Annotated in this window: 28 protein-coding genes and 2 pseudogenes; 21 read left to right on the top strand and 9 right to left on the bottom strand. The window is 61.6% G+C overall.

Features of this window, described 5'->3' with window-relative positions:
* The first annotated feature begins 5 nt into the window (after positions 1-5).
* The 5 genes and pseudogenes from ACZBJS_RS25900 to ACZBJS_RS25880 all read left to right on the top strand — a co-directional run bounded on the left by ACZBJS_RS25900 (position 6) and on the right by ACZBJS_RS25880 (position 3,963).
* Positions 6-266 carry a hypothetical protein gene (locus tag ACZBJS_RS25900; protein ID WP_316398190.1) on the top strand — a complete coding sequence of 87 codons (261 nt, stop codon included), beginning with the start codon at positions 6-8 and terminating at the stop codon, positions 264-266.
* Positions 267-372: 106 nt separating this feature from the next.
* Positions 373-588 (top strand): annotated as a pseudogene (locus tag ACZBJS_RS25895) (fatty acid desaturase); the annotation flags it as partial.
* 393 nt (positions 589-981) lie between these two features.
* On the top strand, positions 982-1,428 hold the full coding sequence (locus ACZBJS_RS25890; RefSeq protein WP_316398189.1) for a hypothetical protein: 447 nt from the start codon (positions 982-984) through the stop codon (positions 1,426-1,428).
* A gap of 550 nt (positions 1,429-1,978) precedes the next feature.
* Positions 1,979-2,401, top strand: a complete 423-nt coding sequence (locus ACZBJS_RS25885) for a GFA family protein (protein WP_463439451.1) — start codon at positions 1,979-1,981, stop codon at positions 2,399-2,401.
* Between the two features lie 299 nt (positions 2,402-2,700).
* The gene (locus ACZBJS_RS25880) at positions 2,701-3,963 is read left to right on the top strand and encodes a CaiB/BaiF CoA transferase family protein (protein ID WP_316398211.1); all 1,263 of its coding nucleotides are present in this window, start codon (positions 2,701-2,703) and stop codon (positions 3,961-3,963) included.
* A 248-nt stretch (positions 3,964-4,211) separates the two neighbouring features.
* On the opposite strand, the gene ACZBJS_RS25875 is transcribed toward ACZBJS_RS25880, so the two are convergent.
* The 5 genes from ACZBJS_RS25875 to ACZBJS_RS25855 all read right to left on the bottom strand — a co-directional run bounded on the left by ACZBJS_RS25875 (position 4,212) and on the right by ACZBJS_RS25855 (position 7,735).
* Positions 4,212-4,397, bottom strand: coding sequence for a hypothetical protein (locus tag ACZBJS_RS25875; RefSeq protein ID WP_016847356.1), 186 nt, complete (start codon positions 4,395-4,397; stop codon positions 4,212-4,214).
* Between the two features lie 234 nt (positions 4,398-4,631).
* Entirely contained in the window at positions 4,632-4,952 is a 321-nt protein-coding gene (locus ACZBJS_RS25870) for a cupin domain-containing protein (protein WP_463439450.1), read from the bottom strand.
* Positions 4,949-5,689, bottom strand: a complete 741-nt coding sequence (locus tag ACZBJS_RS25865) for a YqcI/YcgG family protein (protein ID WP_225645894.1) — start codon at positions 5,687-5,689, stop codon at positions 4,949-4,951. Before ACZBJS_RS25865 ends, ACZBJS_RS25870 begins: the two co-directional genes overlap by 4 nt.
* Before the next feature lie 40 nt (positions 5,690-5,729).
* Positions 5,730-7,022, bottom strand: coding sequence for an MFS transporter (locus ACZBJS_RS25860; protein WP_463439449.1), 1,293 nt, complete (start codon positions 7,020-7,022; stop codon positions 5,730-5,732).
* Positions 7,022-7,735: a hypothetical protein gene (locus tag ACZBJS_RS25855; protein ID WP_463439448.1), complete on the bottom strand. Its 714-nt coding sequence runs from the start codon at positions 7,733-7,735 to the stop codon at positions 7,022-7,024. The genes ACZBJS_RS25860 and ACZBJS_RS25855 overlap by 1 nt, the downstream gene beginning before the upstream one ends.
* 63 nt (positions 7,736-7,798) lie before the next feature.
* Here ACZBJS_RS25855 and ACZBJS_RS25850 point away from each other — a divergent pair, with 63 nt between their 5' ends.
* From ACZBJS_RS25850 to ACZBJS_RS25835, 4 genes are all read left to right on the top strand, one after another.
* Entirely contained in the window at positions 7,799-8,818 is a 1,020-nt protein-coding gene (locus ACZBJS_RS25850; RefSeq protein ID WP_463439447.1) for a GlxA family transcriptional regulator, read from the top strand.
* 163 nt (positions 8,819-8,981) lie between these two features.
* Positions 8,982-10,115, top strand: coding sequence for an alpha-hydroxy acid oxidase (locus ACZBJS_RS25845; RefSeq protein ID WP_463439446.1), 1,134 nt, complete (start codon positions 8,982-8,984; stop codon positions 10,113-10,115).
* 143 nt (positions 10,116-10,258) lie between these two features.
* Positions 10,259-10,462, top strand: coding sequence for a hypothetical protein (locus ACZBJS_RS25840; RefSeq protein ID WP_253589731.1), 204 nt, complete (start codon positions 10,259-10,261; stop codon positions 10,460-10,462).
* Positions 10,463-10,879: 417 nt separating this feature from the next.
* The gene (locus ACZBJS_RS25835) at positions 10,880-11,233 is read left to right on the top strand and encodes a phasin (RefSeq protein WP_016847366.1); all 354 of its coding nucleotides are present in this window, start codon (positions 10,880-10,882) and stop codon (positions 11,231-11,233) included.
* A 29-nt stretch (positions 11,234-11,262) separates the two neighbouring features.
* Here ACZBJS_RS25835 and ACZBJS_RS25830 read toward each other — a convergent pair whose 3' ends face one another.
* Positions 11,263-11,523, bottom strand: coding sequence for a hypothetical protein (locus ACZBJS_RS25830; RefSeq protein ID WP_076834079.1), 261 nt, complete (start codon positions 11,521-11,523; stop codon positions 11,263-11,265).
* Positions 11,524-11,736: 213 nt separating this feature from the next.
* Here ACZBJS_RS25830 and ACZBJS_RS25825 point away from each other — a divergent pair, with 213 nt between their 5' ends.
* A complete protein-coding gene (locus ACZBJS_RS25825) occupies positions 11,737-12,039 on the top strand; it encodes a hypothetical protein (RefSeq protein WP_057020638.1) in 303 nt (100 codons plus the stop codon).
* Between the two features lie 100 nt (positions 12,040-12,139).
* Here ACZBJS_RS25825 and ACZBJS_RS25820 read toward each other — a convergent pair whose 3' ends face one another.
* Entirely contained in the window at positions 12,140-12,325 is a 186-nt protein-coding gene (locus tag ACZBJS_RS25820) for a hypothetical protein (protein WP_076834277.1), read from the bottom strand.
* An 844-nt stretch (positions 12,326-13,169) separates the two neighbouring features.
* Between ACZBJS_RS25820 and ACZBJS_RS25815 the strand changes: the two are divergent.
* From ACZBJS_RS25815 to ACZBJS_RS25800, 4 genes and pseudogenes are all read left to right on the top strand, one after another.
* Positions 13,170-13,265: pseudogene (locus ACZBJS_RS25815) on the top strand (GNAT family N-acetyltransferase); the annotation flags it as partial.
* 356 nt (positions 13,266-13,621) lie between these two features.
* Positions 13,622-14,839: an acyl-CoA dehydrogenase family protein gene (locus tag ACZBJS_RS25810; RefSeq protein WP_463439445.1), complete on the top strand. Its 1,218-nt coding sequence runs from the start codon at positions 13,622-13,624 to the stop codon at positions 14,837-14,839.
* 10 nt (positions 14,840-14,849) lie between these two features.
* Positions 14,850-15,404 carry a flavin reductase family protein gene (locus ACZBJS_RS25805; protein ID WP_076834073.1) on the top strand — a complete coding sequence of 185 codons (555 nt, stop codon included), beginning with the start codon at positions 14,850-14,852 and terminating at the stop codon, positions 15,402-15,404.
* On the top strand, positions 15,401-16,087 hold the full coding sequence (locus tag ACZBJS_RS25800) for a TetR/AcrR family transcriptional regulator (RefSeq protein ID WP_253589734.1): 687 nt from the start codon (positions 15,401-15,403) through the stop codon (positions 16,085-16,087). The genes ACZBJS_RS25805 and ACZBJS_RS25800 overlap by 4 nt, the downstream gene beginning before the upstream one ends.
* A 6-nt stretch (positions 16,088-16,093) precedes the next feature.
* On the opposite strand, the gene ACZBJS_RS25795 is transcribed toward ACZBJS_RS25800, so the two are convergent.
* Positions 16,094-16,969 (bottom strand): polysaccharide deacetylase family protein, encoded by an 876-nt coding sequence (locus ACZBJS_RS25795; RefSeq protein ID WP_463439444.1) that lies wholly within the window; start codon positions 16,967-16,969, stop codon positions 16,094-16,096.
* Positions 16,970-16,981: 12 nt separating this feature from the next.
* Complete coding sequence (locus ACZBJS_RS25790; RefSeq protein WP_463439443.1) at positions 16,982-18,079, bottom strand: LLM class flavin-dependent oxidoreductase; 1,098 nt, start codon at positions 18,077-18,079, stop codon at positions 16,982-16,984.
* Positions 18,080-18,248: 169 nt separating this feature from the next.
* On the opposite strand from ACZBJS_RS25790, the gene ACZBJS_RS25785 reads away from it, so the two are divergent.
* The 7 genes from ACZBJS_RS25785 to ACZBJS_RS25755 all read left to right on the top strand — a co-directional run bounded on the left by ACZBJS_RS25785 (position 18,249) and on the right by ACZBJS_RS25755 (position 26,018).
* Positions 18,249-19,130: an FAD binding domain-containing protein gene (locus ACZBJS_RS25785; protein WP_463439442.1), complete on the top strand. Its 882-nt coding sequence runs from the start codon at positions 18,249-18,251 to the stop codon at positions 19,128-19,130.
* Complete coding sequence (locus tag ACZBJS_RS25780) at positions 19,127-19,612, top strand: (2Fe-2S)-binding protein (RefSeq protein ID WP_463439441.1); 486 nt, start codon at positions 19,127-19,129, stop codon at positions 19,610-19,612. Before ACZBJS_RS25785 ends, ACZBJS_RS25780 begins: the two co-directional genes overlap by 4 nt.
* Positions 19,609-21,999: a xanthine dehydrogenase family protein molybdopterin-binding subunit gene (locus ACZBJS_RS25775; protein WP_463439440.1), complete on the top strand. Its 2,391-nt coding sequence runs from the start codon at positions 19,609-19,611 to the stop codon at positions 21,997-21,999. Before ACZBJS_RS25780 ends, ACZBJS_RS25775 begins: the two co-directional genes overlap by 4 nt.
* A gap of 67 nt (positions 22,000-22,066) precedes the next feature.
* Complete coding sequence (locus ACZBJS_RS25770) at positions 22,067-23,320, top strand: ABC transporter substrate-binding protein (protein WP_463439439.1); 1,254 nt, start codon at positions 22,067-22,069, stop codon at positions 23,318-23,320.
* Between the two features lie 50 nt (positions 23,321-23,370).
* On the top strand, positions 23,371-24,255 hold the full coding sequence (locus ACZBJS_RS25765; RefSeq protein ID WP_076834052.1) for a branched-chain amino acid ABC transporter permease: 885 nt from the start codon (positions 23,371-23,373) through the stop codon (positions 24,253-24,255).
* Between the two features lie 9 nt (positions 24,256-24,264).
* Positions 24,265-25,251 (top strand): branched-chain amino acid ABC transporter permease, encoded by a 987-nt coding sequence (locus ACZBJS_RS25760; protein WP_076834050.1) that lies wholly within the window; start codon positions 24,265-24,267, stop codon positions 25,249-25,251.
* Entirely contained in the window at positions 25,248-26,018 is a 771-nt protein-coding gene (locus ACZBJS_RS25755; RefSeq protein WP_463439455.1) for an ABC transporter ATP-binding protein, read from the top strand. The genes ACZBJS_RS25760 and ACZBJS_RS25755 overlap by 4 nt, the downstream gene beginning before the upstream one ends.
* The last annotated feature ends 3 nt before the right edge of the window (positions 26,019-26,021 follow it).

The raw sequence follows: 26,021 nt of genomic DNA, 5'->3' as shown, positions 1-26,021 counted from the left end.
GATCAATGAAAACGAACCCCACGGCGCTCGCGGTATCGCTTCTGTCGGGCGCCCTCCTTCTGACCGTGCAGGCGACGAGCGCGCAGACGAACTCGCCGCCGGCCACCGCCACGCGGCCGGCCAAGAATCCTGCCGAGCAAAGCTCAACGCCCAGCAACGCTCCGCCGGCCACCACGACCCAGACCACCGGCGAATCCAGCCGCGATCCGACGGTGAAGAAGATGAACGAGGACGAGAAAGCGAAGGTCGAGACCAAGGGCAAATAGCCCAAACAGAAGCGGCGGACCTTTCGATCCGCCGCTCCGGGCCTTGCAGCGTGGTCGCGCCGCTACTTCTTGACCGCGAACACCCCAGACCACACCGCCCTGCGGCTCCGCGGCTCGGTTCACGTTCTCCCTTGGCCATGCTTGGGCTTCATTGCTCATAGCGATTCCAGCTGCTGGCTTTCTCTTGCGCCTGTTCGTGATTCAGCACGACTGCGGCCATGGCACCTTTTTCGCCGACCGTCTGGCGAACGACTGGGTCGGCCGCGTCATTGGCGTGCTCACGCTGACGCCATACGACTGGTGGCGCCGCACGCATCGTGGCGGCTGGCATTCGATAGGCAGGACGCGCGGATGATGGCGGTCATCGGGCGGGCCATCGATGCTGTAGCTGCGGGCGATAGACCCTCCAGCGAACCGAGTTCCGCGTTTGAAACCTTCTCCGACAAAAATCGTTAACTCCCACTCGCAACAGCGAGGGAGTAGGAGAACGCAGAAGCGCCGTCGTTTCAAACAGACCGTAAAGAGCATCTCGCCACGGAGGCCACCGAACTACGGGAGGAGGCGAAACACCTTCCGCCCTGTCCCGAGCGCGAGGCCTTACTTCGTAAGGCCCGGCAAGATGAGACAGCCTCACATATGACCGAATGGCTGACTTCGCCCGGCCTTTGGCGCCGACCTGCTAGTTCACTTTGGCACGCTTCGAAATCTCTATCGATTGATAGGCTACACGGGCAACCAAGACCGCTTCGACAAGCTTGACGCGCACAGAAAATGGGTCAATTTCCACCTCGAAAATGCCAGCCGTCTTCGCGAAGCCTTTGAGGATGCGGGTAGGCGCGCCACACTTGATCAGTCGACCGAATGTTTGCGAATAGATAACGCTGTGAATATCTGCTTCCGATTGGCCAAATGGCGCAAGTATGGGCGCCAGCCGCTGCGCTGGGCGATGGTTGGTCGCGTGGCATTGCAGAAGGGATGGGTCGTCGCGCTAAGGATGGGTGAGAACAACGAGGCGGTCCTGGATTATCTATTATTGCCGTCGGCGTTACTTTCGTTCAAAGGCCACGTATTCTCTTTTTCTGAGGACACACGCGCGGCCTACAAAATCGAGCCCTTTCAGACTTTCGGAGCGCTGTCTCGGTCGCTGGTAGAACGCGTCTGAGCTGGCTAAACAAAGCAGGCCAAAAAAAAGAGCTGGAGCGCCAGGTAGCGCTCGACTGAGCAATGTTGTGCGCACCTACACTCACCACGATGATGACTAAGAGCAGCGGTCTCGCTTACGAGACCACTGCTCGGGCATGTGCGCTCGCAAGCCCCCCGAATCTTTTGCCTAGATAGTCCGAAGGTTCATTGTGATCGACGTCAGTAACAATGCTCGGTTTGCCGCGCATGAATCCGGCACGGCAGCAACTCACGACATGACTGTGCCTTGCCTCACACTGAACTCATTCCTTGTGTGCGGTCGGGATTGGGCCCTGCCAGGCTGTGTCAAAGATGGTCGACAGCGGCGCGGACTCTCATGTAACTTCCGTCGCGTCGACGACCTGCCTGCATTCGAGGCCTCTGGCGCAAGGAAGGGTCTGGTACGTCCACGTAAGGGAGTTCGCCGCGGCTACGCACCTGTCCACATTCTCTGCATCACGAACACCACGGGCAACGTGGATCGATGCCGACGCGGAGCCCAATCAAAATAACCAAGGGAGAAACGACCGATGAATCACACTGGAAACTGCTTTTGTGGCGCCGTCGAGCTCAAGGTCAACGGGGAGCCCGAGGCAATGGGCTATTGCCACTGCCGTTCATGCCGTTCCTGGTCCGGCGGTCCGGTGAATGCGTTCAGCCTCTGGAAGCCCGAGGCGGTCGAGGTCACCAAGGGCGCCGACCACATCGCGACATTCGAGAAGACCGCGATGAGCCAGCGCAAATATTGCACAAAATGCGGCGGTCACCTGATGACCAACCACCCGACGCTCGGGCTCGTCGACGTGTTCACCGCAACGATCCCGACGCTGAAATTCAGCCCAGGGGTTCACGTCAACTACTCCGAGGCAGTGCTGCAGATACGCGATGGCCTGCCGAAGTTGAAGGATTTTCCGGCTGAGTTCGGCGGCTCCGGCGAAATGATCGCCGAATAGCTCGAAGGCTCCCCATCACGAAAGCGGGCGGCGGCGTGCCGCCACCCGCCTGCGTATGGGCTCCGCGCCCCACAAATCGGTATCCGGCAGGCTTGCTTCGCATGCGAGGCGTCCGACCATGTCGGCGGCCGCCGGCGCCGCCGGGGCGCTCTGGCCATTGACAGCCATGTCGGACGAAGGTCCCGCCCTGCAAAATCCGGGTTTGGTTTTGCTGACGAGCTTCCGCTAAAAGGCGAGCAGTGCCGGTCTTGGCAGGGACCGTCGTATTTCGCCTGATAAAATAACAGAGGAAGCGTCAGATCATGACCAGACCAGAATTGCCGGGGCGCACGCCGCGCGGGGAGGGAGTTCCGACGGCGCTCGACGGCCTGCTGGTCGTCGACTTCACCCGCGTCGTGGCCGGCCCGGCCTGCACGCAAACGCTGGCCGACTTCGGGGCCGAAGTCATCAAGATCGAGAATCCGGACGGCGGTGATGACACGCGCGCCTATGAGCACGCCGAAATCGGCGGGGAGAGCGCGGCGTATCTGAGCCTCAACCGCAACAAGCGCGGCATTGCGCTCGATTTCAACAATCCGGCCGCGCTCGAGGTGGCGCGCGCGCTGATTGCCAAGGCCGACGTCGTGGTGGAGAATTTCTCCGGCGGCGTGATGAAGAAATTCGGCCTCGATTATGCGTCGGTGGCGCCGACCAACCCGCGGCTGATTTACTGCTCGATCTCCGCCTACGGCCGCAAAGGCGATTTCGCGCTGCGCCCGGGCTTCGACCCGATCACGCAGGCCGAAAGCGGCTTCATGTCGCTCAACGGCTTTCCGGATGGCGAGCCGGTGCGCACCGGGCCGCCGATCGTCGACATGGCAACAGGCATGTCGGCCTGCAACGCCATCCTGCTGGCGCTGATTGCGCGCGATCGGCTCGGTCGCGGTCAGCAGGTTGAGGTCGCCTTGATCGACACCGCGGTGTCAATGACCGGCTTCTACGGCATGGCCTATCTCATCAATGGCAACAATCCCGGCCGTTTCGGCAACTCTCCGAACGGTTCGCCGACTGTCGGCGTCTATCGGGCGTCCGATGGTCCGCTCTACATGGCCTGCGCCAATGACCGGCTCTATCGCCGGCTGGTCACCGACGTGCTGGAACGTCCGGATCTCGTCACCGATCCCGAGTTTGCTCACCGCAAGGCGCGCACGGCTAACAAGGAGAAGCTGCGCGCGATCATTGCCAGCGTGTTTGCGGGCGACACGCTCGAGAACTGGATGGCGAAGATGAAGAAGGCCAACATTCCGGTTGGCTATCTGCGGACGGTCGAGGAGGGGTTCAACGCGCCCGAGGTGCGCGACCGGCATCGCCTGAGCAGGATTGCGCATCCAACCGCCGGCTTGGTTCCGAACATCGAGTCGCCGGTCAATATGAGCCTGACGCCGTCCGTTGATCCTGTTGCTGCCCCGCTGCTCGGTCAGCATACCAAGGACGTGTTGAGCAAGACGCTCGGCTACGACGATCGGCGCATCGCCGCGCTGGCCGAGGCCGGCGCGTTCGGCAAGGCAGGCAACACCGGCTAGGGTCTTTTCCGTTCCGATGGAATCGGAATGGGGCTCTGGCTTCTAGTTTGACGCGTTTCCTTGACACGAACCGGTATCCGCTTCGCTCGAAAACGCTCCAGCGTGCTCAGCCTGCACAAAAGATCAACTATTCGCAAAACAACCTGACAGCAGGCGAGAGGAAAGCCTCTCGCCTGGCGAGATGTCTTTCAGGCGTCGCAGGCCCCGGCGCGTTGCCGGCGGCCTTGAAGCTGGTCCGTTTCGGGAACTCAGTTCGGCTTGCTGCGCAAGTTGTTCCTTGGCATACTTTCAACTTCCTCGGGCTCCGCCCGATCAATCTCGAGGCGTGCCATCCGGAGGATGAGGGTTGCCGTGGTCAGGCCGAGGCGTTCGGCCTCTTGTGCTGCGGTGTCGACCTTCTGGGCCAAGCCTTCACGTTTACCTGGGTATGCCATTCGTAATCCTCACTTAAGGTGCGAGATGAAAAAATCCCACATACGTTGCGGAGCTGCAGAAGAAGCTCGGAGCTCCATCGAGCGAAACACTGGAAAGCCTGCGACTGTTGAAGGCTTTCCTTCGACTTGCGCCCGACCAGCGTTCCGAGGTCATCGAGCTGGTCGAACGTTTGGCGGTTGAGCCGCCGCGCGATCCCTCACTGTCCTGAGGTGCTCGCAAATCTTTCCTGTGCGTCAGCTGTTCATTGGCTTGGCGGGCGCTTGCGTCGCGATCACGTAGATCGCGCCGCCCTCGAGCGCTTCGGATTGATGCCGGGTGCCGGCTGGCAGCAGGATGGTGTCGCCGGCGCCGACCACCCGCTCGCCGCCATCCCAGATGAAGTTCAGCCGGCCGCTGATGATCATCAGGATCTCGTCGACCGGATGGGTATGAAACTGATGCACCTTGCCGGCCGCATCATGCTGCAGCTCGACCGAGCCCTGGGCCGGGAGCAGGTTCAGGATCTCCGGGGCGATGGCAAATTCAGTCTTCGTGCCTGCGATGATCTGGGTCATGCTGCCTGCTCCTTGTTCGCGATCGGTTGAGCCTTGTTCTGCGCGAGCTTGGCGAAGGGGCAGCCCGAGCTCGCATGGTTGTCGTCGTGCAGGAAGTACTGCAGATACTCGCGGCCGTCGGTTGCGCCGTAGCGGCCAAGAAGCGGAGAGGGGCTTGCGCTGTCGTACGGGATCAGGCGCTTTCGTACCGCCGCGAACGCGGCGTTCGCGGCCTTCTCCGTCCCGAGGATCTTGTCGAACACCCAGCGCGGCTGGAACGTGAGCATGAAGGCGCTGGACCGGCGGCTCTGCCGCATCACATGCGCGGGCGTCGTGCAGACCACGAAGATCGGCTCGCCCGCAAACGAGAATTCCCACATCGGATGGTCGATCTGTTCCGGAATCTCTGATGGCCACGGGTTCTTGTCCAGCCGCGCGAGCTGGTCGAGCGTCAGCCACATCTTGCGATAATAGGCATCGAGTGTCTGTACCGGGCGGGGCCGCGTGAACACGATCAACGAGGTGTTGGGACCGAACGAGCGCGCCTGCGAGACATACTGCCCGAGTTGCTCGCCCAGCACCGCCACATCATACGGATCGAGGAAAAGGTAGCGGAGCTGATCCTGGCGATGTCCGGTCACGCCGAACACGCAAGGGAACGGCCTTGCCTCGCTGCTCATCTGCGCTTCAAACTCGGAGAACATCACGCTCTGCCAGCTGCTGACCGGAAAGTTTGCCGCGACTTCGCCTTTTCTCAAGAACAAGCGCTCCATAACACCCCCTACACTCATAACGACACTAACGAGCTATCAACTTGCTTCTCATCAAGAGCGGCCCGGCAATGCCCGGCAGCGACATAAGAAGCAGAATGACAATCAAGGCGCTGTAGCCGCCGTCGCCGATCGCGGCCGTGTTGTGTACGGCGTCGGTCCCCGAGGCGTTGCTGGCGGCGAGCATCGCGAAGCCGATGATGGGCTGCGAGATGCCGGCGAAAATTCCGGCGGCTGTGGTGTTCACGGATGCGCCCACACCGATCAGATCGGCGGTGTAGAGCTTCTTGACGCATTTCAGCACCAGCGGGACGGTGCCCCCGGCGACGAGCCCCAAGGCAGTGAACGCGACGGTGACGTAGGCGAGACCAAATGTCTGGGCGATCGGCGGCAGCAGCATCGCGATCAGCAGCATGCGCAGCACGCAAATGCCGATCAGCGCGCGCTCAAGCGCCGCCGCGGCGCGATCGGCGGCGTGACCCAGGAAGATCGAGCCGAGCGCATTGCCGATCATGAAGGCGAGCAGGGGCGTGCCGGCCGCCGTCGGGGAGATGTGGAAGAAGTGCGCGACCATCGGAATGCCCCAGACGCCCGACAGCGTCGTCACCACCGCGAAGTGCGACGCAAACGTCATTGCGCAACCCCAGTTCGCGACATGGGCCAGCGATTGCCGCGCGGCGATCACCACGCCCTTCAGCGTCTTGTTGCTGTGCGAGGCCGGATCGGGCTTGAGCGCGAGCTTGGCGAAAGCGAGGTTGGCGAGGCCAATGCAGGCGATGAACAGGAAGCAGGCCCGCCAGCCAAAGCCCGAGACCGCAGCTGCAAGCGGCGTGGTCGCGATCACGCCTCCGACATAGCCCGATACCTGTGAAATACCCGACATCATGCCGAACCGTTCATCCGCGAAGCTCTGTGCCACGAGCTTCAGGAGTGCGGTGAAGACCAGCGCATCACCGCAGGCGACGATCAGGCGTGCAACAAAAACGTCGAGCAGGTTCGGCGCCAGCGCGAACGCGGCGCTGCCGAGCGAGGAGGCGATCATGCTGACGAGGACGACGCGCTTGACACCGTAACGGTCGACCAGAAGGCCTGCCGGAATCTGCATCAAGGTGTAGCCCCAGAAGTAGCTTGAGGCGAGCATCGCAACGCCGGCCGCGTCAGTGTTGAAGTCGTGCATGAAATTGAGGCTGACCGACTGCGGCGATACGCGCTGCAGGAAGGCGATGGCGTAGGCGATGGCCACCGCCGTCCACGCGAGATAGGCGCGATCGGTGAAGCGCGACGTCGGGGCATAAACAGCTTGTTGTCCGAGCATCGACATCACACCCTCGCGTAACCCACCGAGAAAAGGGCATCCGCTGAATTCGGAATCTTCCGCGATATCGCGGCATCGACCAGCGACGCGGTGCCATGATAGGCCTGCCGATGGTGCTTAATGTGGCCGTAAGCGCCGCGCATGATCATGTCGGGCAGTTCGAGCGGCTTGCCCGGATAGAGCGAGGTGCACATCTCGATACAGGCCGCCTGCAGGGCGAGATCCTGCGTATCGTCGAGCAAAGATGGAGTCACTTTTTCGCAAATCTTAGCGTTCGCTGCCCAGACGATCGGGTTGCGGGTTCGCCAGCCGTAGAGCACGTTGCCCTCGGCTCTCGCGGCGGCGCCGGAGCATTTCAGCACTTCCGACGTGAAGAACCCGTAGAAGCCGCGGCCCTGGTGCGCCGGGAGCACTTCCGTGCCGCTGCGATAGATTCCAAGTCCGGCCGACATCTCCAGGATGCGGTAGACCGAGAAGGCAATGAGGCCGGACCGATCGTAGACGAGGATCAGGCTATACTTCTTGTCGAAGGGCGAGGAGGTTGCTGTCCAGTGCGGCTCGGTGGCCTGCCAGTTGACGGCAATGATGCCGTTCATGGCGTCCATCAGCGGCTGACGGTCGCAGGCTTCGACCCGGGAGGCATCGGGTAGACTGTAGATCGCGTAATCCGTCCAAGGCGATTTGATCGCCCCGTATCCGCTGCCCAGATTTCGCGGCATGGCAGAACTCCAGAATTCCATTGCGAGCTATACAGGGCAGCCTCGAATGGCTTAAAGGACAATATGCCCTCGAAAACTGCCAAAGCGCCCCGGCCTGAGCCGCGCGACAAGAAAGCGACGCGGCCGATCGCGATCGTTGCCTTTCCGGGTGTGACCTTGCTCGACATCTCGGGACCGGCGCAGGTGTTTGCAGAACTGGAAGCAATCGAGCTGCCGGGACCGGACTACTCGCTGTCCTACCTGTCGACCTCCGGCGGGTTGGTGCCGACCGATGTCGGCATGATGATCGACACGGCGCCGATTGACAGTATTGCGCCCGGCGAGGTCGACACGCTGGTGATCCCCGGCGGGCCCGGCATCTGGAAGATTCGCAACGACGCGAAGTTGATGAACTGGATCGCGGACGCGCTGCCGAAGGCGCGCCGTATCGCGTCGGTTTGCCTTGGCGCATTCGCGCTGGCCTGGACCGGGATTCTGGACGGCAAGCGGGCGGCAACGCACTGGCGTTATTGTCCTCGTCTGCAGGATGGCTTTCCCAATATCCGGGTTGAGCCCAACGCGATCTTCGTCAAGGACGGACGGGTCTGGTCATCGGCCGGGGTCAGCGCCGGCATCGATCTGGCGCTCGCCATGATCGAGGAGGATTTCGGCCACACCATCGCGCTCGATGTCGCGCGCAGACTTGTGGTGTTTCTGAAACGGCCGGGCGGTCAGAGCCAGTTCTCCACCGTCCTTGCCGCACAGGCATCGGACGTCGAGGGACGCTTCAGCGCGCTGCACGCCTGGATCATCGAGAACATCACGAGCGACCTCAAGGTCGAGACCCTCGCGGAAAAGGCGGGGATGACGCCACGCACCTTCGCCCGGACCTATGTCAGCCGCACCGGCATGACACCGGCAAGCGGCGTCGAGGCGCTGCGGGTGGAGACGGCGCGCTTGCTGCTCGAAAGCCGCCAGATCGGCGGCGTGGTCGAGGTCGCCAAGCGCGCGGGATTTGGCGATGACGAGCGAATGCGGCGGGCCTTCCTGCGCCACCTCGGCGTATCGCCGACCGAGTACCGAAACCGGTTTTCGGGCAGCTAGCTCGCCTCGGGCGAGGTCGTCTGGATACGAACCGCGTCGCGTCGAGGCGATCTATCTCACGAGCGAATAGCTGGCCTTCGCTGGCCGGATTCGTGGCTCAAGGTGGTAGCTTTTCCGGTTTGTCTGCGGCTAATGTGCCGCCCAAATCGGGAGAAGAAACACCATGAATGACGGGACCCCCATTCGGCAGACGCGCAATGTCGAACTCGGCGCCAGCGGCGAGGAATTCCAGAACCTGCACGAATTCGCGCGAAAGGCCCGCGCCAAGCTGAATCAGAACGCCTGGGACTACATCGTCGGCGCCTCGGAGACCGAGACCACGATGCACCGCAACAGAATGGCGCTCGACGAGATCGCGTTCCGGCCGCGCGTCCTGCGCAACGTCATCAACGTCGATTCTTCCACCGAGGTATTCGGACGCAAGCTCCGGCTTCCCGTGATGATCGCCCCGGTCGGCGCGCTCGAGATCTTCGATCCAGATGCGGGCGCGGCCGTCGCGCGCGGAGCGGGAACGTTCGGCGCGGCGCACATGCTGAGTTCGGTGTCCGAGCCCGGGCTGGAGAACACCGCCAGGGCGGCACCGGATGCGCTTCGCATCTTCCAGCTCTATGTGCGCGGCGACGATGCCTTTGTCGAGGATGTGGTCAGCCGCAGCATCGACAACGGTTATGCCGCGTTCTGCCTCACGGTGGACACTGCCCATTACAGCCGGCGCGAGCGCGATATAGCCAAGCGCTATGTCCGCGAGAGCCGCATCCGCGCCACCGGCGGCGATTTCCAGAAGGGGCTGGAATGGCGGACGGTGAAGCTGATCAAGGACAAGTTCAAGATTCCACTTATCCTCAAGGGGATCGCCACCGCCGAAGACGCCAAGATCGCCCTCGACCACGGGGTCGACTGGATTTACGTCTCAAATCATGGCGGCCGACAGCTCGACCATGGCCGTGGGTCCATGCATGTCCTGCCCGAGATCGTTCAGGCGGTCGCGGGCCGTGCCAAGATCATGGTCGACGGCTCGTTCTGCCGCGGCACCGATATTGTGAAGGCTATCATTTCGGGCGCTGATCTTGTCGGCATCGGCCGGTTGCAGTGCTGGGCGCTCGCCGCGGCCGGTGAGGCCGGCATTGTCCGGATGCTTGAACTGCTGGAGGACGAGGTGATCCGCTGCCTCGGTCTGCTCGGCGTCACCAGCTTTGCCGAATTGGACAAATCCTACCTGCATCCGGCAATGCCGACCAATCTGCCGAGCGTGTTCAGTGCATTCCCGCTTCTCGATATCGATCCCTACCGCTACTGAGCCGCTGCGAGCAATGTATGAAGCGTTGGCGCGGTCGAGGCATTGTGCGCCTCGATCGCGCCAGCGGCGATCTATCTGTGGTGTCCATGAAGCCGCCGCGGCAACGACAAAGTCTGATCCAAATGCCGCACTAGTCGAGGCGGATGGCAGATAATCCATTCGCGGAATTTTCACTCGAGCGCGCGATCGGCTTGCGCTGGACCTTGCGGGATATTCAGGCCGGCAGGCTCAAATTGTCACCGGTCAGCGACGAGGATCTGCACATCCTCGCTGAGCTCGGTCTCGTCGAACTGCATGACGACGAGCCCGGGCTGACGGAGGCGGGAGCCGCCGTGCTGAGCGATTGAACAGGCGCGCAGCCTAGCGCGCATTCAGGAAGCTTTCACCGCAATTGCAAGGCGTGCACTGATAGGTCAGCACGTCGTAGACTTGGTCGCGCGGCTCGATCAAGGCAAGCCGCATTTGCGTGCCGCACCTCATGCACGGCATTTCTATACTGGTCTTGAACCGGGTGCAGGTCGGTGTCGGACGAACGGCGCGCAGCATCGGATCCCCTTATTCCCCAGAGACGCGAACGCGACCGACGAAGAAGCCGAATCACTATGCCACAGTGCTGACATGATTGGAATCGGCTGTCGGTCGCGGCTAGGTAATTTTTCCTCAATCGGCCGGAGCGGGTGGGGTCTTTATAGCTCGCGATCCGGCGCTGACGCCGTCACAATCTATGCTAACCTCGCCGGACGCTTATTTCAGGGGGCGCGATCATGATTGAGCCGAAGCTTGAAGTTCCCGCCGAGTTGCGCGATCTCGCGGAAAAGACCATCGATCAGGCCGAACAGGCCTTCAGCCTGTTCTTTGATGCCGCGAGCAAGTCGATGACGTCGATGCCGGGCGCCGGTACCGAGATCTCCAAACAGGCGCTGTCGTTCACCGAGCAGAACATGAAGGCGGCGTTCGAGCATGCGCGCAAGCTCGTGCACGCAACGGATCTGCAGGAGGCGATGCGGATCCAGTCGGAATTCCTGCGCAGCCAGTTCACCAATGCCGGCGAACACATGCGGCAGATCAGCGGTAGCGTGATGTCGGCGACCAAGGACGCGACGAAGGGCAAGTTCTAGGACACGGCGTTCGCGGCCCCATCGACGCTTTAGCGCCGGCGCGCGACGGCGACGCCGAGCAGAAACGCGACGAACAGGCTTGCGAGCGGCGCTTCGCGCGTGACCGCACTCACGATGGCCAGGGCTCCGCCCGGTCGGCGCGAGGTCGCGATGGCATCGCTGAGGCGATCGGCGGCGGCTCGAAGTCCGTCCGACACCTCCGTGATCGTACGCGAGACGTCCGTCGCGGTATCGATCGCTCGTTCACCGAGTGTGGGTTGAAGCGGGAACTCGGGTGTTTCGGAGCTCATGTGCCGTGCCGCGATTTATTGAAGGCCAGGTGACCGACGTCAGGTGACCAACGCCTTTGCTATTCGCACGTCTTGAACGGCGATGGCGGCCACATATCGGAGAAATTCCGCAGCGGTGGATTGGTTCCACCGACATGCCTCGCTTTCACGTCGGGGAACCGGAAACTTACGCGCGGGTCGCGGCTTGTTTCCGTGGAGGAGACGATGATGACAATGCAGGCGCATGGCATTGCAGATGGCGGTTCGGTCAAGCATCGAAATCGGCATGGTGGCACACCGCTGTTGGTGGCGGCCGTGGTTGCGATCCTCGGCGTGCTCGGCATGCTGATCGTGGATCACGGTCCGTGGAACAAGCCGAACGTGCAGCCGGCCGCTTCGGCTAACTACTCAACGACCGGCGAGGCGGCGCGAGCCGCTGGCGCAAAGGTCATACCGACCGAGCCCAAGGCACCGATCGAGCCTGATCCACCCGGCCCAAAGCCCGCTCATCCGGCAAACCCGAGCACGCCGCAATAGCTGCGGGCGTTCGTGGGATCACATCCCGACGCAGGGCGCGGGAATTGACCCGTCGGGCAAATCAGCGGCACAAAATCATCGTCGGAATGTCGCGGGATGATCAGCGAATGCTGACCAGCATGCCCCACGCTGCTGCAAATCCTGCACCAACGAGAACCAGCACCGGGCTGTCGCAGAACATGCCGCCATACTTGCACATGGTGACGCCGAGAGAGCCGATCTGATGATGGCCCGCGGCGTAGAACATGCCGGACAGGACCGCGAGCACGGCAGCAACGAAATACATCGACGCTTCCTCCTTGCAATCAAATGCGGCGCGGGTCAGTTCGACCGACGCGAGCCAAAACTGTATTGATGTCGATCCAAATATTGTGAGCTGTCCGCTTGACGCGTCGGGCACACTGACATCATCGCAGCAAGCATAGGCGCTTGGCACCGGCCTGCGCTGCGATTCCGAATCTATGCCCAAACTTTCGCTCAAGGCGGTTTCTCACCATCGAAGCCGACGCATCGCATTTTACCGATCGCATTCAGCCCGAAATAGGTTTGACACGTCGGGCAACTCAGGGTCATAATCCGAAAATCAGAAATTGTTGAGCCCGCGCGGAGCAATCCGCGGCGGGCTTTTCCTTTGCCGTTTCACCAATCGGACGGCGACCGCACCGTGACAATGCCACATCCTCCCAGCCCGTCGCCTGAGTGTCGCAAACGCGCCGCCGTCCGACCCCTTGAAAAGAGAACGAATTGGCTGGTGCGCGCGAACGCGCCGGTCCTGCGGCGCGGCGAAAGCCGGCGCCGCCCGCGGCCCCACTCGTCAGGGCTAAGGTTCGCGCCCCAAAGATCGCCGCCCACTGTGCGATCTGCCGCACATTCATGCCATGGCCGCATCGCGCGCTGACGGCCGATCAACGAGGTTTGCATGACCGCCTATCTGATATCGCTCGCGCTCGCGGGATCTGGTTGCCATCGCGTTGTGGGAGCTTTGCATGAGCGCCGAGATCATCCAGTTCATTCAGAGCGCCCGCATCCCAAACGCGAGCAGACGGACGTTCCCACGGTCGCATTTTCGTGCGGTGTTGCCTGATCCTGATCCGGATTGCGACACGGCTCCGAGCGAGTACATCTTCTTGGCCAATGATTTTATCCGGCGAGGATATCGGCTCTTCGAACCTGTCTCGCCCTGGGCATGGCAGCACACGCTGTATTGGAGGAAGGAGCTCGTCTAGATCCTGCGACGTGGGTTCGGGTTGTCGCGAACAATTCGATGGCGTTGAGCGCCGGTGGCTTCGGCGATCGGGGTTTTTTGCGTTTCTGGCCATGGGTAACATCCTTCGGCAAGCCGCGGTCGTAGCCGGCATCGAATTTTGGGCGTGGGGATGCTAGAATGGGCCTCTGCAGTGCGAACGAAGCATCGCTGGAAGCGTTTCCTCAAATGGGCGCCCGGCGGCAGTCGTGGATCCTGAGCGCTGAATTCGCGGAATGCAGGCTTGCGCGCCTTGATCTCTGGTGATCGATCGATAAACTGAGTTGACGGCTCGATCGCGCGCGCAAATGTCTTGGAGATCGAACGAAGGAAGAGACCATGGTTGAGGTTGGCCGCGGGCTCGACACGAAGGTACAGCCAGGCCCGGATTATTCGGTCATGGTCGCACGCGCCAAAGCGCTTGTTCCGGCATTGCGCGAACGGGCATCGCGGACCGAAGAGCTGCGCAGATTGCCGCCGGAGACCGAGCGGGATTTGCTTGACAGCGGCCTTTTCCGGATCCTGCAGCCCAAGCGCGTCGGAGGCAGCGAGCTCGACTATGTTGCCCTGGTCGACTGCGCCGATGCGCTCGGGCAGGGAGACGCCTCGGTCTCCTGGAATTTTGCCAACCTTGCAAGTCACCACTGGATGCTGGCTATGTTCGCGCCCGAAGCGCAGAGCGCGGTGTGGGGAGAGGATCCGGATGCGCTGATCGCGTCTTCCTTTGTCTTCCCGGCAGGTCGTGCGAGGAAGGCAAGTGGCGGATATGTTCTGAGTGGTCATTGGCCGTTTTCGTCCGGGGTGGAATCCTGCGGATGGAACATGCTCGCGAGCGTGGTCGCCTCCGATGATGAGGCCGATGGTGTCGAGTATCGGCTATTCCTGTTGAACAGGCGGGACTACAGCATCGACGACACCTGGAATGCGGCTGGCTTGCGCGGAACGGGATCGAACGACGTGCGGGTCACCGACGCATTCGTTCCCGAGCATATGACCGTTGCCGTCAGCGATCTTGCGGGAGGTGCGACGCCGGGCAGTATCGTCAATCCGAATGCGCTCTACATGCTTCCAGTCTTTTCGTTGTTTCCCTATGTGTTGTCCGGGGTTGGTTTGGGAAATGCGCAGGCTTGCCTTGATGACTATGTCGAGATCGCGCGACACCGCGCTTCGACATATAACCGGGCCAAGATCGGGGACCTGCAAAGCACACAGATCAAGATCGCCGAGGCGTCGGCGAAGATCGATGCCGCGCGGCTAATCATGCGCACGAACTGCGTTGAGGCACTTGCGGAGGTCCGGCGTGGCGATATCCCGGGCATTGCAGCGAAGACGAAGCTTCGGCGCGACGGTGCGTTCGCGGTCAATTTGTGCACCGAGGCGGTGTCTCTTCTATTTGCGGCGGGCGGCGCACGCAGCCTGTTTACCTCGGGAGCGTTGCAGCGCCAATTCCGCGACGCGCACGCGGTGAATTCGCATCTCGCGTTCAATTTTGACGCGGCGGGCACCAATTACGGGCGGGTGGCTCTGGGGCTGCCGTCTGAAAACCTGACGCTTTGAGGTAAGCCGGATGTCCGACTCGCCCAAACATCCGCTGGATCCCGCCAGTGAGCTCGCAAGCGATAGTTCGGCGATCGATCCCCGTGATTTCCGCAATGCGCTCGGTACGTTCGCAACAGGTGTGACGATAGTCACCGCGATGGCGGCTGAAGGACGGCCCTATGGAATTACTTGTAATTCCTTTGCATCGGTGTCGCTCAATCCGCCACTTGTGTTGTGGAGCCTGGGCATGTTTTCGCAGGGACTGCCGATCTTCCAGAATGCCAGCCATTTTACGGTCAACGTTCTAGACGCGTCGCAACAGGCGCTGGCGGTGCAGTTTGCCAGATCGTCGGGTGACAAGTTCGCGGGTGTGAGCTGGACGCCGGGCCTCGGGAATGCTCCCGTGCTTGCCGATGTGGTCGCGAATTTCCAGTGCCGTGCCGCCAACCGCTACTATGGCGGGGATCACGTCATTTTCCTGGGCGCGGTGGAAGCCTACGCCTATAACCGGAACAATCCGCTGGTGTTCGCGCGCGGAGGTTTTGGCGGGTTTTTGGCTGAGGGTGGTGACAAGACATCATGAATCGAAAGACGCCCGTCAAGCGCGTTCGTGCCAAGCAGAGGCGACTATCAGCCGTCGATCGTCGCAGTGAATTCGTTACCAAGGCAACCGAGCTATTTGCGGAGGAGGGATTTGGCGGCGGCACGCGCGCCCTTGCTCACAAGCTCGGCGTAACGCAGCCGCTGCTTTACCGCTACTTTCCGAGCAAGGACGATCTCATCAAGGAGGTCTACCGCAAGGTATATCTCGAACCGCTTGAAATCGGCTGGGAGAAGGTGCTTTCGGATAGGTCACGTCCGCTCCGCGTGCGGCTCCAGGAATTTTACGAAATCTATACCGACGCGATTTTCAACCGAAGATGGCTCCGGATCTATCTCTACTCCGGCCTGAAGGGCCTCGATATCAATCGGTGGTATGTTGGCATGGTCAAGGACAAGATCCTGACACGCATTCTCCGGGAATGCCGCCACGACGCCGGCCTCGCGACGCAAGGCAGGCCCAGCGCCGCAGAACTCGAGCTGGCCTGGGTGTTTCACGGCGGCATCTTCTATTATGGCGTACGCAAGTACATCTACGAAGCGCCTGTCCTCGAGGACAAGGCGCAGATGATCAGTGACGCGCTGGATATCTTCCTCGCGGGATTTGAGAGGATGGCGGAGAGCGCGACCGATCGTCGACGGGCGCCGGTCAAGGTCGTCGGCTGAGCCGCGCTACATTGTCGCCATCTGACCCCGATACCAATCCCCGATCTCGCTTGCCGTCATGAGGGCGACGCCGTCATGGCCGATGACGTAATCGAGCAGGGCCTCCAGGTACTTGATGCGGTGCGGCACGCCCGTGATGTAGGGATGCACCGAGATGGCCATGATCCGCGCGTTCTCTGCGCCCTCGAGGTACAGCCGATCGAACTGGTCAGTGCAGCGCGTCAGGAACTGCTCCGACGGAAGATGTTGCAGCGCGTGAATGACAATGTCGTTGGTCTCGACCGAATAGGGAATCGTCGTCACGGTGCCGTGCGGCGTGGCGATGTCCTGGGGGAGATCGTCAATCACCCAATCGGCCACGTATTCGATCCCATTGAGGCGCAGGAGATCGAGCGTTTCTTCTGTTTCGGTCAGGCCCGGGCTTTCCCATGATCGCGGCGGCTTGCCGGTAAATCCAGCAATCGTGTCGACAGCGCGCTTGATTGCGTCCGCCTGATTTTCGACCTTGTGCATCGGGCCCTGAACAAACCCATGTCCCATGAACTCGAAGCCCGCCTCGCGCGCCGCCGACGCCACACGCGGATAGCTGTTGCAAACATTGGCGTTCGCAGCCAGCGTCACCGGTATCTTTCGATCGGTCAAAGCTTTGAACTGCCGCCAGAAGCCGGCGCGCATGCCGTATTCATGCCACGACCAGTTCGGCACGTCGGGCAGCAGGGGCTGGCCCATCGGGGGGCTCAGCACGGTGCGTGGCATCGCATTGTCGATGCGCCATTCCTCGACATTGAGGATAACCCACACGGCAAGCTTCTTGCCGTCAGGTAATGTCAGTTTCGGTCGGTCGACCTGCGCCTGGTACGGAATGCGATCAGTAAAGGCCATGTCGAACCTCCTTCACGTCGATGATCCGGCAGCGGTGGTATTGATCCGCGGCAGGACCTTCTCGGCCATCAGGATCATCGATTGACGGCCAAGCTCGCGATCTTTCCAGTCCTTGCCGGCGTAAAGCAGGGTTCCGAAGGTGCCAATCTCTTGCTCGAACGCCAGCAACTGGTCAGCCACGCTTTCGGGCGTGCCGTAGATGATCAATTTGTCGCAGATCGATTCCAGTGTGACCTCGGCGTCGGCTTGATCCCGTCGCGTCTTGAACAACTCAAGCCGGCCACTGCGCTTCAGCTTCGTGAACAACTGGTGATAATAGTACACGTACGGACTGTCTGATGACGTGGCATAGGCCTTCGCGGTTGCTGCATCCCTTGCCACGAACACGCTCTTGGCGACACGCCAATTGGCAGGCTCGGCTGCCCGGTTCACGCGGTCACAACCCTCGACATATTTCGGCCAGTGGCTCTTCACCCAGGCCGGCATCAGGAAGTTGGCCGAGATCGGATCCCAGCCGCGCGCCGCCGCCTCCGTGACGCCCTTTGAGAATGGCGCAACCGCGGTCACCACGATTGGCGGGTGAGGGACCTGCAAGGGGCGAGCGACGATTCCCTGGCCGATGTCCTCGATCAGAGTCCGTTTGACCGAGACGTTCCAATATTTGCCCTGCAGATCATAGGGCGGTTTACCAGCCCAGATATCAAGAACCTGGTTGATGGCCTCAAGGAACATGGCATTGCGGTCGGCATCGAGATTGCCGAAAACCTCCGCGTCGGACAGCAATCCACCAGGACTGATTCCAAGTATGAAACGGCCGTCAAGCATGTGATCAAGCATGGCGACGGACGCTGCGATGGCTGCCGGATGCGTGTTTGGCATGTTGATGGTGCCGGTTCCGAGCTTGATGTGTTTGGTTGCGGCTGCGAGCCAGGCAATGAAGGCGATGCTGGAGGTGATGTTCTCGGCCTTGTCGGTGACGTGTTCGCCGACATACGCCTCGGTGAAGCCGAGCTCGTCCGCGAGCAGAAAGGCCTCGCGATCCTCCCGGAGCGATTGCCGCCAATCCTTGTCGAGAGGATGGATCGGCATCGTAAAAAAACCGAGCTTCATGATCCGCCTCCCCGCGATTTGAACTTTAGTTGGCAAGGAACCTGCGGCCTTCCCAAGGCGAAGACAAGTCCTGCCGCACAAATAATCACTCGATAAACAAGCTTGACCTTTGAAGAGGGCGGCCCTCTAATCGGGCAAACCAAAATTGGGCCCGGGAGGCCACGCCCACATGAAAGCTGCGGCTTTCGCCTACGCCCGCGCGACCAGCGTCGTGAACGCGCTGGAGTTGCTCGCCATGCACGGCGACAAGGCGAAGGTTCTGTCGGGTGGTCAGAGCCTGATGCCGGCGATGAACCTGCGGCTCCTGTCTCCGGACATTCTGGTCGATATCGGCTGCCTCGCCGAGTTGCGCGGCATCACCGTGAGGGGAGACGTGCTGGTCATTGGCGCGCTGACCCGGCACGTCGATCTGCTCAGATCGCCGGAGGTTGCACTGCACGCGCGGCTGTTGCGCGATGCCGTTGCCCACGTTGCCCATCCCGCAATTCGCAATCGCGGAACGATCGGCGGCAGCCTCGCTCACGCCGATCCTGCGTCGGAGCTGCCGGCCTGTGTTGTGGCGCTTGACGCCACGATCGTTGTTCGGGGCTCGGCCGGCGAGCGCCGGATTGCTGCGACGGAGTTTTTCAGGGGAATCTACGAAACGGCGCTGCTGCCGGACGAGTTGCTTGTCGCGGTCGAGGTGCCGGTCGCAGGCCAAGGGTCGACATTTTTCTTTCAGGAATTTGCCCGGCGGCATGGCGACTACGCTGTCGTTGGTCTCGCCGCCCGTGCTGTTGTTGCAGCCGGCAGGTTCTCAGCTCTTCGCCTCGGCTTCTTTGCTGTTGGCGACCGGCCATTGCTCGCGGCGGCCGCCGGCAAACTGATCGATGCCACGGTAACTCCCGCCTTGTTCGCAGAGGCGACGGCCGCATTGGCCGATGAACTCGATCCACAGGAGGACCAGCAGGCGACCGCGGCCATGCGTCGACACCTCGCGACGGTCTTGCTCCGGCGCTGCGTGGCAGCATTGCTGGCACGGCCAGAACTGGAAACGGGAGTCGGCAAGTGAACGCTCCGGTACCGGTCTCGCTTCTGGTCAATGGCGAACCCATCGACGCCTTCGTCTTGCCGCGGCTCAATCTTGCTGATTTCCTCCGCGAGAATCTCAAGCTTACCGGAACCCACGTTGGGTGCGAGCACGGCGTTTGCGGTGCCTGCACGGTCCGGCTCGATGGCGAGATCGTTCGCTCCTGTCTGATGCTGACGGTCCAGGCGCAGGGTGCGTCAGTCGAGACAATCGAGGGGCTGTCTGACAGCGGTGAAATAGCCGATCTTCAGGCGGCATTTCGCGAACGCAATGCATTGCAGTGTGGCTATTGCACGCCTGGGATGCTGATCACGGCGCAGGACCTGCTGAAGCACGTGTCCGTACCTGATCGTCGAGCAATCCGCGAGCATCTTTCCGGCAACTATTGCCGCTGCACAGGCTATCAGGCCATCGTGGATGCGGTTGAGGCGACAGCCATCACGCGCGCGGAGCGGGGCGCATGACGGAGAGGCGGGCCACAGCAGACGCGCTTTCGGTGTTTGATCGCCCGAATTCCTACATCGGCAAGACCGTACCGCGGCCGAACCTCGACAGGTTGCTGCAGGGGCGGGGCCAATATGTCAGTGATCTCGAATTGCCGCGGATGGCGCATGTGGTTTTTCTACGGTCGCCACATGCCCACGCCAAAATCGCAGCGATCGACGCCGAGGCGGCAAGGCGCATGCCCGGTGTCGTTTCCATCGTCACGGGTCGTGAACTTGAAGCGGTCATCACGCCGTGGGTCGGGGTGCTCTCGCACCTGAAGGGACTGAAGTCAGCGCCACAACACGCGATCGCGGTCGACCGCGTGTGCTGGCAGGGCGAGGCCGTTGCAGCGATTGTGGCGACCAGCCGTGCTGCAGCCGAAGATGCCATGGAGCATATTTCAGTCGACTACGAGGAGCTCAAGGCGGTGACGGACATGCGAGCTGCGCTCGACCCGGCAGCTCCCGTCATTCATGCCGCGCTCGGCGACAATCTTGCCTTTGAGCGGACGCTCGACGCCGGCGACGTCGATCTTGCATTGTCGGGGTCCGAACTCGTCGAGGCCGACTTCGTATTCGGGCGCCACACCGGCGTGACACTTGAGCCGCGGGCCGTCGTTGCCGATTGGAATGCGGCCGAGGCACGGCTCACGATCTATCAGGGCACGCAAGCGCCCCATATGGTGCAGAACATCGCGGCGCTGCATCTTGGGTTAGGGGAAGCGCAGGTCCGGGTGGTCTGCAAGGATGTCGGCGGCTCGTTCGGCATCAAGGTCCATATCTACGCCGACGAAATGGCGACCTACGCGCTGTCCAAGCTGTTGCGTCGGCCAGTCAAGTTCGTGGCGGACCGCGTCGAGAGTTTCAACACGGACATCCACGCCCGCGATCATCGATGCAGGGGTCGGATCGGCGTCAGGCCGGACGGCACCATCACAGCCTTCGAGATCGACGACCTGACGGGGATCGGCCCGTATTCGATGTATCCGCGCACCAGCGCCATCGAGGCCAATCAGGTGGTCAACCTGGTCGGTGGGCCCTATGCCACGGCGAACTATCGGGCGCGGGCGCGCGTCGTTTTCCAGAACAAGAACGTAATGTGCCAGTACCGGGCGGTCGGACACCCGATCGCCTGTTCGGTCACCGAAGGCCTGGTCGATCTGGCGGCAGCGAAGATCGGCATGGACCCCGTCGAAATCCGGCGGCGCAATCTGATCGCCGACGATGCCTATCCATGTGCATCGCCCTCGGGCATGAAGTTCGAGCAGCTTTCGCATCACGCCTCGTTGACCAAGCTGCTTCAGATGATGGATTACGACGCGTTGCGGGCTGAGCAAGCGGCCTTGCGCGCCAGAAACGTCCATCGAGGCATCGGAATCGCGAGCTTCATCGAGGTGACCAATCCCAGCGCTGCCTTCTATGGCGTGGGCGGCGCGAAAATCTCATCGCAGGATGGCGTTGCGGTCCGGCTCGACGCGCAAGGGTCGGTGATCTGCCAGACCAGCATCACGGAACAGGGGCAAGGGTCGGAATCGCTGACGGCCCAGATCGTCGGCAGCGTGCTTGGCGTTTCGATGGAACGCGTTCGCGTCATCCTGGGCGACACCGACCACACGCCCTATGGCGGTGGTACCTGGGCCTCGCGCGGTGCCGGCATCGGCGGCGAAGCTGCATTGCAGGCAGCCAAGGGCCTGCGAGAGAACATCCTGAACGTCGCCGCGGCCATCCTGCAATCGACGCCGGACGGGCTCGATATCGTCAACAACACGATCGTCAACGCCGCCGACGGCGCGCTTCGCATCGAACTGCACGAGCTTGCGCGGATCGTCTATTTTCGACCGGACACCCTGCCGCCCGGTGTCCAGCCCGAATTGATGGCGACCCGGCATTTCGTTCCGCGCCAATATCCCTTTGCGTTCACCAACGGCGTTCAGGCCTCATGGCTCGAGGTCGATACCGAGACCGGGTTCGTCAAGCTGCTGAAGCATTGGGTTGTCGAAGACTGCGGCACCATCATCAACCCGCAACTGGTCGACGAGCAGATCCGGGGCGGGGTCGTGCAGGGGCTCGGCGCGGCGCTGTTCGAGAAGTGCATCTACGACGAACGCGGTCAGCTGACCAATGCCAATATGGCGGACTATCTGGTCCCGATGTCCGGCGAGATGCCCGATATCGAGGTCGGCCACGTGGTGTCTCCGACGCAGGAATCGGAGCTGGGAGCCAAAGGGGCTGGGGAGGCGGGGACGGCCGGCGCGGCAGCTACGGTTGCCAACGCGGTCAACGACGCGCTCCGGCCGTTTGGCGCAACAATTACCGAGATTCCGCTCACGCCTCAGGTTATCCTGACCGCCCTGGGACGGATCTGAGTGGAGACGTTCCGGGCAACGATAATACCATAAGCAAAACGCAGACAATTCTTGGGGAGGAATAGTCATGACGAAGAAGGTCACCAAAGCTGGATCGATATCACGGCGTCGTCTGCTGACGACGGCAAGCGCCGGCGCCGTTCTCGCCGTCTCGCCTTTTCGCATCAATCTGCTTCAGGCCCAGGAAGCGCCCATCAAGATCGGCTTTCCGGTTCCATTGACCGGTCCCTACGGCGCCGAGGCCCAGGACCAGGTGCGGGCGGGTCAGCTTGCTGTCGCCCAGTTCAATGATGCCGGCGGTCTCAACGGCCGCAAGGCCGAGCTCGTTGTGCGTGACGACAAGCTGAATCCGGGGGAGGCGGCGACGCGGACCCTGGAATTGGTCGAGAAGGAGAAGGTGAATTTCGTCGTCGGCAGTCTGTCCGCGGCGGTTCAGCTCGCGATCAACAACGTCACCAAGGAACGCGGCGTCATCTTCAATTCGATCAGCCAGTCCGACGCCATCAACGAGGCGGCAGATTTCAGCAAATACACGTTCCACGAAGCGCTGAACCCGCACATGACGTCAGGGGCGGTCGGGCGCTACGCCTTCACCAAATTCGGCAAGAAGGTGGCGTTTCTCACGGCGGACTATGCTTATGGTCACGAGATGGTTCGCGGCTTTCTCGAGGTCGGGAAGGAATTCAACATCGAGAATCTCGGTGACATCCGACATCCGCTTGGAACGACTGATTTCTCGACCCTGCTGCCGCGTCTCCAGGCGCTCAAGCCCGATATTCTATGCATCAGCAATTTCGGCCGCGATCAGCAGATCGCGCTGAAGCAGGCGACCGACTTCGGCATCAAGAAATCGATCCAGATCATCGCGCCGCTGCTGTCGCATGCCAGTCGCGTCGCGGCGGGCCCCCAGGCATTCGAAGGCGTCGTCGGGGGCTGCTCGTTCTTCTGGGGCATCGAGGACAAGTTCGCCTCGACCAAGGCGTTCAACGACGCGTTCCGCAAGATGTATGACGGCAAGTTGCCTACCGACTACGGTGCCCTCGGCTATGGCGGTGTTCGGACGGTGCTCGAGGCGGTCAGGGGTGCGAGCAGTGTGGAGACCGACAAGGTCGTCGCGGCACTGGAGGCTCTGAAGTACGACTACTACAAGGGGCCGCAATACTATCGCAAATGCGATCACCAGTCGGTGCAATCGGTGCTCGTGATCAAGTCGAAGTCCAAGGACATGAAGAACGAGTCAGATGTGTTCGAGGTTCTATCGACCGAAGAGCCTAACGAGAAGAACCTGCGTAGCTGCGACGCGCTTGGCCACAAGAGTTGAGCCATGCGCCGACGCGCACCGCGGGGCGGTGCGCGTGCTGAGGGGGACAAATGGCGGGCCTGAGCTTTGACCTGATTGCACTGCAACTATTCGCTGGGCTGGCGCTCGGCGCGATCTACGTGCTGTTTGCGATCGGCCTCTCGCTGATCTTCGGGATGTTGACCGTCGTCAACTTCGCCCATGGCGCGTTCTACATGGTCGGCGCCTATGTCGGGCTGTACCTGATTTCGATCGGCGGCAATTTCTGGCTCTGCTTGCTGGCGGTACCGCTTCTGATCGGGCTGTTCGGCCTTGCCGTCGAGCGCGTGCTGATCCGGCCGCTTTACGGCCGCGGCATCGATTATCCGCTGCTGCTGACCTTCGGGCTGAGCTACGTCATGGTCGAATGCGTGCGCATTGCCTTCGGCAAGACCGGTTATCCCTTCGACACGCCTGAGCTTCTGCAGGGGGCTGTCGACATCGGTGTCGGATATTTTCCACTTTACCGCCTGTTCGTGATCGGCGCGACGGCCGTCGTTCTGTTGGCGCTCTGGCTGTTTCTGGAAAAAACTAGCTTCGGACTCATTATCCGCGCCGGCGCGCGCGATCCGCAGATCGTCCGCGTCCTCGGGGTCGACGTTTCCAGGGTCTGGTTGATCGTGTTCGGGATAGGCACCGCGATTGCGGGCTTTGCCGGGCTGCTGGCTGCCCCGCTTCAAGGCGTCATTCCCGAGATGGGCGGCACGATTCTCGCCGAGGCTTTCGTGGTTACGGTCGTAGGAGGCATGGGTTCGATCGGTGGCGCCGTACTGGCGGGCCTCCTCGTTGGTGTGGTGGTCAGCATGACCTCGCTGTTTGCGCCCGAGATGGCCAAGGTCTCGATCTTTGCCCTGATGGCCATCGTCCTGATCGTTCGTCCCCAAGGCTTCTTCGGCCGCGCCGGACTGATGAGCTGAGAGCCAGGGATGACCGGAGCCACCGAATCCGTCAAACAGTCTCGTGCCACGACGGGCAGTTGGTACGAATTCGCAACGCGGCATCGCGCCAGCATTGTGGCCGCGGTGATCCTGATTTTCCCGTTGTTGATGCCGTTTACGGCTCTCGCGGTGAACATCCTGATCTATGGATTGTACGCTGTCGGCTTCAACCTCGTGTTTGGTTATCTCGGTCTGCTGTCGTTTGGTCATGCCGCGCTGTTCGGGACCGGTGCCTACCTCTGTGGCATCGCCATCGTGCATTTTGGCTGGCCATGGTATGCGGCCATCGCGGCCGGGATCGCCGGCGGCCTGTTGATGGCATCGTTGATTGGCGTGCTCGCGATCAGGACCCGCGGCATCTACTTCGCGATGGTAACGATGGCGCTTTCGCAATGTGTCTACTACCTGTTCTATCAGGCGGTCGACCTGACCGGTGGCGAAAACGGCCTCCGCGGCATCAACGTCCGCACCATCGATCTGTTCGGCTTGCGGCTCGACTTCATCAATCCGATGATCCGTTACTATGTCATCGCGGCTTTCGTGATTGCCGCTTTTTTCGTGATGTCGCGCATTCTTGCCTCGCCTTTTGGCGCCGTCATTGAGGCCGTGCGGGAGAATGAGATGCGGGCCCGCGCGTCAGGCTATGACGTCACCAAGACCCGATTGCTGACCTTCGTCTTGTCTGGCGGCTTCTGCGGTCTCGCGGGAGCCTTGCAGGCGCTGCATCTGTCGATCGTTCCGATCGAGATCCTGCACTACGAGACGTCGGGCCTGGTCGTGATGATCGCATTGCTGGGCGGTATGGGAACGTTCTTCGGACCGATGATCGGCGCCGCCGTCTTCCTGGTCCTGGAGAACGTGGTCTCCGTGTGGACGGTTCACTGGCAACTGATCGTTGGCGCCATTTTCATTGCCTGCGTGCTGTTCTTCCCCGCCGGCATCTGGGGCACACTGATCGCGCGAGGCAGGCGATGAGCGCCTCGGAACGCCAAACCAAGGAAATCATTCTGCGCACCAGGGGCGTCGGCAAGACGTTCGGGAAGTTTGTCGCGCTGAACAATATCTCGGCGGAGTTTTCCAGAGGAGCGATCACCTCCATTATTGGTCCGAACGGGGCCGGCAAGAGCACCTATTTCAATTTGCTGTGCGGCGCGTTTGCGCCCACCAAAGGCAGCGTTGAATTCGAGGGGAAGGAGGTCACCGGCCTGCCGCAGCATCGCTTTGCGCATATGGGCATCGCAAAGTCCTTTCAGATCACCAGCGTGTTTCCGCAGCTCACGACCCGTGAAAACATCCGCGTCGGTCTGCAGGCCCTGGTGTCGAGATACGATATCTGGCGTCCCCGCGCGCGCCTGACCGAGCTGGTCGAGCGGGCGGACGAGCTGCTTGCCCTGGTCGGATTGTGGGAATCTCGCGAACGTGCCGCCAAGACGCTGGCCCATGGCGAGCAGCGGGCGCTGGAAATCGGCATGGCACTTGCCAGCAAACCCCGGTTGCTGTTGCTGGACGAGCCGACGGCCGGCATGAGCCCGGAGGAAACCCGGACCATGATGGATCTGATCGTGAAGCTCGCAAAGGAGCGTACGGTCATCCTCGTCGAGCACAAGATGAAGCTGGTGCTCGGGATCAGCGATCGCATCCTCGTGCTGCATCACGGAGAACTTCTCGCCGAAGGAACGCCGCAGGAGGTCCGGCAGAACGAGGCGGTCAAGCGGGTCTATCTCGGCCAGCGGGAGCATTGACGA

The sequence above is a fragment of the Bradyrhizobium sp. KZN70725 genome (assembly GCF_055264925.1).
The sequence above is the reverse complement of the archived record's forward strand: the minus strand, read 5'-3'. Positions and strand labels throughout refer to the sequence as shown.

Bases quoted from the DNA above. Each gene is read 5' to 3' on its own strand.
- ACZBJS_RS25900 (WP_316398190.1), top strand. From the start codon at position 6: ATGAAAACGAACCCCACGGCGCTCGCGGTATCGCTTCTGTCGGGCGCC.
- ACZBJS_RS25885 (WP_463439451.1), top strand. From the start codon at position 1,979: ATGAATCACACTGGAAACTGCTTTTGTGGCGCCGTCGAGCTCAAGGTC.
- ACZBJS_RS25875 (WP_016847356.1), bottom strand. From the start codon at position 4,397: ATGGCATACCCAGGTAAACGTGAAGGCTTGGCCCAGAAGGTCGACACC.
- ACZBJS_RS25870 (WP_463439450.1), bottom strand. From the start codon at position 4,952: ATGACCCAGATCATCGCAGGCACGAAGACTGAATTTGCCATCGCCCCG.
- ACZBJS_RS25860 (WP_463439449.1), bottom strand. From the start codon at position 7,022: ATGTCGATGCTCGGACAACAAGCTGTTTATGCCCCGACGTCGCGCTTC.
- ACZBJS_RS25855 (WP_463439448.1), bottom strand. From the start codon at position 7,735: ATGCCGCGAAATCTGGGCAGCGGATACGGGGCGATCAAATCGCCTTGG.
- ACZBJS_RS25850 (WP_463439447.1), top strand. From the start codon at position 7,799: ATGCCCTCGAAAACTGCCAAAGCGCCCCGGCCTGAGCCGCGCGACAAG.
- ACZBJS_RS25845 (WP_463439446.1), top strand. From the start codon at position 8,982: ATGAATGACGGGACCCCCATTCGGCAGACGCGCAATGTCGAACTCGGC.
- ACZBJS_RS25840 (WP_253589731.1), top strand. From the start codon at position 10,259: ATGGCAGATAATCCATTCGCGGAATTTTCACTCGAGCGCGCGATCGGC.
- ACZBJS_RS25835 (WP_016847366.1), top strand. From the start codon at position 10,880: ATGATTGAGCCGAAGCTTGAAGTTCCCGCCGAGTTGCGCGATCTCGCG.
- ACZBJS_RS25830 (WP_076834079.1), bottom strand. From the start codon at position 11,523: ATGAGCTCCGAAACACCCGAGTTCCCGCTTCAACCCACACTCGGTGAA.
- ACZBJS_RS25825 (WP_057020638.1), top strand. From the start codon at position 11,737: ATGCAGGCGCATGGCATTGCAGATGGCGGTTCGGTCAAGCATCGAAAT.
- ACZBJS_RS25820 (WP_076834277.1), bottom strand. From the start codon at position 12,325: ATGTATTTCGTTGCTGCCGTGCTCGCGGTCCTGTCCGGCATGTTCTAC.
- ACZBJS_RS25810 (WP_463439445.1), top strand. From the start codon at position 13,622: ATGGTTGAGGTTGGCCGCGGGCTCGACACGAAGGTACAGCCAGGCCCG.
- ACZBJS_RS25805 (WP_076834073.1), top strand. From the start codon at position 14,850: ATGTCCGACTCGCCCAAACATCCGCTGGATCCCGCCAGTGAGCTCGCA.
- ACZBJS_RS25800 (WP_253589734.1), top strand. From the start codon at position 15,401: ATGAATCGAAAGACGCCCGTCAAGCGCGTTCGTGCCAAGCAGAGGCGA.
- ACZBJS_RS25795 (WP_463439444.1), bottom strand. From the start codon at position 16,969: ATGGCCTTTACTGATCGCATTCCGTACCAGGCGCAGGTCGACCGACCG.
- ACZBJS_RS25790 (WP_463439443.1), bottom strand. From the start codon at position 18,079: ATGAAGCTCGGTTTTTTTACGATGCCGATCCATCCTCTCGACAAGGAT.
- ACZBJS_RS25785 (WP_463439442.1), top strand. From the start codon at position 18,249: ATGAAAGCTGCGGCTTTCGCCTACGCCCGCGCGACCAGCGTCGTGAAC.
- ACZBJS_RS25775 (WP_463439440.1), top strand. From the start codon at position 19,609: ATGACGGAGAGGCGGGCCACAGCAGACGCGCTTTCGGTGTTTGATCGC.
- ACZBJS_RS25770 (WP_463439439.1), top strand. From the start codon at position 22,067: ATGACGAAGAAGGTCACCAAAGCTGGATCGATATCACGGCGTCGTCTG.
- ACZBJS_RS25765 (WP_076834052.1), top strand. From the start codon at position 23,371: ATGGCGGGCCTGAGCTTTGACCTGATTGCACTGCAACTATTCGCTGGG.
- ACZBJS_RS25760 (WP_076834050.1), top strand. From the start codon at position 24,265: ATGACCGGAGCCACCGAATCCGTCAAACAGTCTCGTGCCACGACGGGC.
- ACZBJS_RS25755 (WP_463439455.1), top strand. From the start codon at position 25,248: ATGAGCGCCTCGGAACGCCAAACCAAGGAAATCATTCTGCGCACCAGG.